This window comes from Massilia sp. P2_C2 (genome assembly GCF_056404615.1).
The window spans coordinates 1-5705 of sequence record NZ_JBFUDR010000353.1 but is presented as its reverse complement, the minus strand read 5'-3'; the positions used below and the strand labels follow the sequence as shown (position 1 = coordinate 5705).

Below are 5705 nucleotides of genomic sequence, written 5' to 3'. Positions count from 1 at the left end.
CCATTCGGGAGGAGACTGTCATGACCCTGGTGAAGACGTCACGCGACAGCGGACTCAAACGGCGCCGCTTCCTCGTCGGGGCGGGCGTGACGGCCGGCGCCGGTGCCCTTGCGCGCCACCTGCCGCTGAACGTGATCCAGCCCGCGACGGCGGCGGACCCCGTGCCGTCGCGCCCGAACACGGAGGTCAAGCACACGGTGTGCAGCCACTGTTCGGTGGGCTGCTCGGTGGAGGCGGTGGTCAGCAACGGCGTGTGGATCCGCCAGGAAGCCGCGTTCGATTCCCCGCTCAACATGGGGGCGCACTGTGCCAAGGGCGCGTCGGTGCGCGAGCACGGCTATGGCGAGCACCGCCTGCGCTATCCGATGAAGCTGGTGAACGGCAAGTACGAGCGCATCTCCTGGGACCAGGCCATCAACGAGATCGGCGATCGCCTGCTGAAACTGCGCGCGCAGTCCGGGCCGGACGCGCTGATGGTGATCGGCAGCTCGAAGCACAACAACGAACAGTCCTACCTGCTGCGTAAATGGGTGTCGATGTGGGGCAGTAACAACTGCGACCACCAGGCCCGCATCTGCCACTCGACGACGGTGGCCGGCGTCGCCCAGACCTACGGGTATGGCGCGATGACGAACTCGTTCAACGACCTTCACTACAGCAAGGCCGTGCTGTTCATCGGTTCCAACCCGGCCGAGGCGCACCCGATCTCGATGCTGCACTTCCTGCACGCGAAGGAATTGGGCGCGAAGATGATCGTCGTCGATCCGCGCTTCACCCGCACGGCGCGCTTTGCCCACCACTACGTGCGCATCCGGCCCGGCACCGACATCGCGTTCGTGTGGGGCATGCTGTGGCACATCTTCAACAACGGCTGGGAAGACAAGGCATTCATCGCCGCGCGCACCTATGGCATGGACGACGTGCGCAAGGAAGTGGCCAAGTGGACGCCGGACAAGGTCAGCGACGTGACGGGCGTGCCGGAAGCCTCGGTGCGCATGGCGGCCGAGATGCTGGCGACGAACCGGCCATCGTCCGTCGTCTGGTGCATGGGCATCACCCAGCACCACGTCGGGACGGCGAACGTGCGCGCGCTGTCGATCCTGCAGCTGGCGCTGGGGAATATCGGCGTGCAGGGCGGCGGTGCCAACATCTACCGCGGCCACGACAACGTGCAGGGTGCGACGGACGTCGGCCCGAACGGCGAATCGCTGCCCGGCTACTACGGCATCGCGGAAGGCGCGTGGAAGCACTTCGCCGCCGCGTGGGGCGTCGACTACGACTGGATCAAGTCGCGCTTCGGCTCGAAGGAGTTGATGGAAAAGCCGGGCATCACGGTGTCGCGCTGGTTCGACGCCGTGCTCGAGGATAACCAGTACGTCGACCAGCCCGTCAACCTGCGCGCCGTGTTCTACTGGGGCCACGCGCCGAACAGCCAGACCCGGTTGCCGGACATGAAGGCCGCCATGCAGAAGCTGGACTTCATGGTCGTGATCGATCCTTACCCGAGCATGACGGCCGCGATGCACGGGCGCCCGGACGGCGTCTACCTGTTGCCGGCCGCGTCGCAGTTCGAGACGCAGGGCTCGGTGACGGCATCCAACCGCTCCATTCAATGGCGCGAGCGCGTGATCCAGCCGCTGTTCGAGTGCAAGACGGACCACGAGATCATGTACCTGTTCGCACGCAAGCTGGGCTTCGGCGACCAGCTCGTCAAGAACATCAAGCTCGTCAACAACGAGCCCGTGATCGAGGACATCCTCCGCGAAATCAACCGCTCCTGCTGGACCATCGGCTACACGGGCTGCTCGCCCGAGCGCCTGAAGCTGCACATGGAGCACAAGCGCGACTTCAACCCGACGACGATGCGCGCCGAGACCGGGCCGTGCAAGGGCGATTATTACGGCCTGCCGTGGCCGTGCTGGGGTACGCCGGAGATAAAGCATCCCGGCACGCCGATCCTGTACGACCTGCACAAGCCGGTGGCCGAGGGCGGCCTGCCGTTCCGCGCCAACTGGGGCGTGGAGCACAACGGCGAATCGCTGCTGGCGGCGGATGGCTCGTTTACGAAGGACAGCGAGATCGACACCGGCTATCCGGAATTCGACCACGTGTTCTTGAAGAAGCTGGGCTGGTGGGCCGAGCTGACGCCGGAAGAGCAGGCGCTGGCCGAGGGCAAGAACTGGAAGACGGACCTGTCGGGCGGGATCATCCGCGTCGTGATTTCCCACGGCTGCGCACCGTTCGGCAACGCGCGCGCCCGCTGCAATGTGTGGAACTTTCCCGACCCGGTGCCGGTGCACCGCGAGCCGCTCGTCACCCCGCGCCGCGACCTCGTCGCGACATATCCGACGTATGACGACAAGGCCGCGTTCTGGCGCCTGCCCACGTTGTACAAGTCGGTGCAGCAGGTCGACTTCTCGAAGGACTACCCCCTGATCATGACGTCGGGCCGCCTCGTCGAATTCGAAGGCGGCGGCGACGAGACGCGCTCGAATCCGTGGCTTGCGGAACTGCAGCAGAACATGTTCTGCGAAGTGAACCCGAAAGACGCGGCGCAGATCGGCGTGAAGCTGGGTGAGTTCATGTGGGTCGAGACGCCGACCGGCGCCCGGCTGAAACTGATGGCGATGGTGACGCCGCGCGTGCCCGAGGGCCTCGTGTGGATGCCGTTCCACTTCGGCGGCTGGTGGATGGGCGAGGACCTGGCAAAGCATTATCCGGAGGGTGGGGCGCCGACCGTGCGCGGCGAGGCCGTGAACACCGCCTGGACCTATGGCTACGACGCCGTGACGATGATGCAGGAAACCAAAGTGTCGCTGTGCCGGCTGGTGCGCGCGTAGGGTGGGCACCCCGTGCCCACGCGTGACGTTCGCGGTATGTTGGCATTACGCGTGGGCACAGGGGTGCCCACCCTACGGAAGGAGAACGAGATGGCCCGGATGAAGTTCATATGCGACACGGAGCGCTGCATCGACTGCAATGGCTGCGTGACCGCCTGCAAGAACGAGAACGAGACCCCGTGGGGCGTGAACCGCCGCCGCGTCGTCACCATCAACGACGGCGTGCCGGGCGAGCGTTCGATCTCCGTCGCCTGCATGCATTGCAGCGACGCGCCATGCCTGGCCGTCTGCCCCGTCAACTGCATCTACCACACGGAAGACGGCATCGTCCTGCACGACAAGGACCAGTGCATCGGCTGCGGCTACTGTTATTACGCGTGCCCGTTCGGCGCGCCGCAATTCCCGTCCACCGGCCTGTTCAACCACCGCGGCAAGATGGACAAGTGCACGTTCTGCGCGGGCGGCCCGGAGCCCGATACGTCCGAGGCCGAGTTCAAGAAGTATGGCCGTAACCGCATCGCCGAGGGCAAGCTGCCGGCGTGCGCGGAGATGTGCGGCACGAAGGCACTGATCGGCGGCGACGCGACCGTCATCGCGGACATCTACCGCCAGCGCGTCGAGACGCGCGGTTATGGCCCGGAGCTGTGGGGCTGGAAGATCGCCTACGGCAAGCCGAAACGCGGCGGCGACATCAAGGCCACCGGCGACGGTCCGCGCGCGAACCAGAACCTGAAGGATTCGCAGAACGACGAGGGGAGGCTGCCGACATGAAGCGCATCCTCATCCTCTGCCTGCCGCTGGCGCTGCTGGCGGGCTGCCTCGAGGTCGACCAGCATCCGAACTGGGTGCACGGCATGTACGCCGGGAAGAAGGACGACCGGCCCATGCACCGGTTCTTCCACAACGACAAGCTCGCGTGGTGGGGCGCGATCAGCAACCGCAACATGAACCAGAACGAATACAACCGGGCCAACCCGTAGCAGGAGCCGACCATGTCATTCACTCTTCCATCGTTGCGGGCACTCCTGGCGTTGTTCCTGATGTCGTTCCTGTCGCTGTGGCTGGCCGGCGCCGCCCACGCGGGCGTGCCGAACAACCGCGCCGAACCCGCGTATGCCGAGGAACAGACGATCCTGCAGGCCGAGAAGGATGCGCGCACGCCTGAACCGGGACTGGGCGCGAAGGCGTCCGGCCGCGTGCACGTCGACCGTCACTACCTGGGCCAGTACGGCGGCACGGAAGGCACCGTCATCGTCCAGCGCGGCGGCAACCAGTGGCGCGTGTGGCGCAATGGTCCGATCGCGACGGCGATGGGCACGATCCTGGTCGTCGTGCTCGTCGCGCTTTTCTTCTTCTACCGCGCCGTCGGTCCCGCGCGCGTGCACGAACCGGACACGGGCCGGCGCATCCAGCGCTTCACGAGCTGGGAGCGCAGCGTGCACTGGGCGACGGCGATCAGCTTCATCATCCTCGCCGTGACGGGCCTCGTCATCATGTTCGGCAAGAAGATCCTGCTGCCGTTCGTCGGCCACGACGTGTTCGCGGCCATCGCCTACATCTTCAAATACCTGCACAACTTCGTGGGCCCGCTGTTCATCGTGTGCTCGGTGGTGATGTTCTTCACCTTCCTGCACAGGAACTTCTTCCGCCGTATCGACTGGCAATGGCTGAAGCAGGGCGGCGGCCTCGTGTCGCATACTCACGTCCCGGCCGGCTTCTTCAACGCCGGCGAAAAAACCTGGTTCTGGCTGGGCGTGACCCTGCTGGGCCTCGTGATGTCGATCAGCGGCCTGATACTGGACTTCGTGACGTTCGGCCAGACGCGTTACGTCATGCAGGTCGCGAACTACCTGCATATTGCCGGCGCCACGTTCTACATCGCGGCCGCGATGRGCCACATCTACATCGGCACCTGGGGCACGCCGGGCGCGTACGAGGCGATGCGCCACGGGACCGTGGACGAATCGTGGGCGAAGGCCCATCACGCCGTGTGGTATGACGAAGTGAAGGCAGGCGTGGCACCGGGCACCTTCGACGACCGTCTGCCGCCCGACCACACGCCGCCGCCACCGCCGTCCGGCAAGCTGCCGCCGCGGCCCGCGCATTGAGGAGCCGGCGATGAAGACGACGACGATCATGGCAGTGGTGGTACTGCTGGCTGTCGCCGGCTGCAGGCAGCATGGCGACAGCGCCCAGCACAAGACGAAATTCCCCGGCATGGTGACGGCCGACGGCGGCACGAGCGGCCAGGTGATGGCCGCGCATGGCGGGCCGAAGACGGACGCCGGCTATGCGGGCGGCACGCCGGGCATCGCCGGCGGCAGCGGTGGCAATACAGGCGGCGCCGCGACCGGCGGCTCCGTGCGCGAGACGGGCCAGGGCCCCAGCCAGGGCGCCACGCCGCCCAGCGGCGCGGGCACGCAGGGCACGACGCAAACGCAGCCCGGCGACCACGGCAAACCCGCCGCACCGACGCCGGCCGAGCAGGCGCCGCAGCCGGGCGCGGTCAACCGTGACCCAAGCCATTCGGCGGCACCCGGCCGATGAAGGGGAACAGCATGAACCACATGAACAGGATCGCGGCACTGGCACTGGCACTGGCACTGGCGCTGTCCGCCGCATCGGCCCACGCCGCACTGCCGCCGCCGACGCCGGCCCAGCAGGAAGCCGCGGCCGCCAAGAAGGCGGCGGCCGACGCCCAGGCCGCGAAGGACAAGGCCCAGCTGGCCGCGTCGATCGACGCCATCACGGCCCGCTGGCGCGCCCGTGCTTCGGCCCAGGGTTGGAAGGCGAATGCGCCCGTCGCGATCGCGGCCGCTCCCGCCCCGGTTCCCGCCGGCGCGTCCGCCCCAGCTGCCGCCGGTG

The 5705-nt window shown here is 67.1% G+C and carries 5 protein-coding genes and 1 pseudogene; all 6 read left to right on the top strand.

The annotated features are described in order from the left end of the window. Positions 1-20 precede the first annotated feature (20 nt). On the top strand, positions 21-2840 hold the full coding sequence (locus AC1DYX_RS26850) for a formate dehydrogenase subunit alpha (protein WP_477264567.1): 2820 nt from the start codon (positions 21-23) through the stop codon (positions 2838-2840). 90 nt (positions 2841-2930) lie between these two features. Further along, positions 2931-3611 carry a formate dehydrogenase FDH3 subunit beta gene (gene fdh3B, locus AC1DYX_RS26845; protein ID WP_477264565.1) on the top strand — a complete coding sequence of 227 codons (681 nt, stop codon included), beginning with the start codon at positions 2931-2933 and terminating at the stop codon, positions 3609-3611. Further along, positions 3608-3820 carry a hypothetical protein gene (locus AC1DYX_RS26840; RefSeq protein WP_477264563.1) on the top strand — a complete coding sequence of 71 codons (213 nt, stop codon included), beginning with the start codon at positions 3608-3610 and terminating at the stop codon, positions 3818-3820. Before fdh3B ends, AC1DYX_RS26840 begins: the two co-directional genes overlap by 4 nt. 12 nt (positions 3821-3832) lie before the next feature. Then, positions 3833-4948: a formate dehydrogenase subunit gamma gene (locus tag AC1DYX_RS26835; RefSeq protein ID WP_477264561.1), complete on the top strand. Its 1116-nt coding sequence runs from the start codon at positions 3833-3835 to the stop codon at positions 4946-4948. Between the two features lie 10 nt (positions 4949-4958). Then, on the top strand, positions 4959-5387 hold the full coding sequence (locus AC1DYX_RS26830; protein ID WP_477264559.1) for a hypothetical protein: 429 nt from the start codon (positions 4959-4961) through the stop codon (positions 5385-5387). An 11-nt stretch (positions 5388-5398) separates the two neighbouring features. Next, a pseudogene (locus AC1DYX_RS26825) lies at positions 5399-5705 on the top strand (hypothetical protein); the annotation flags it as partial.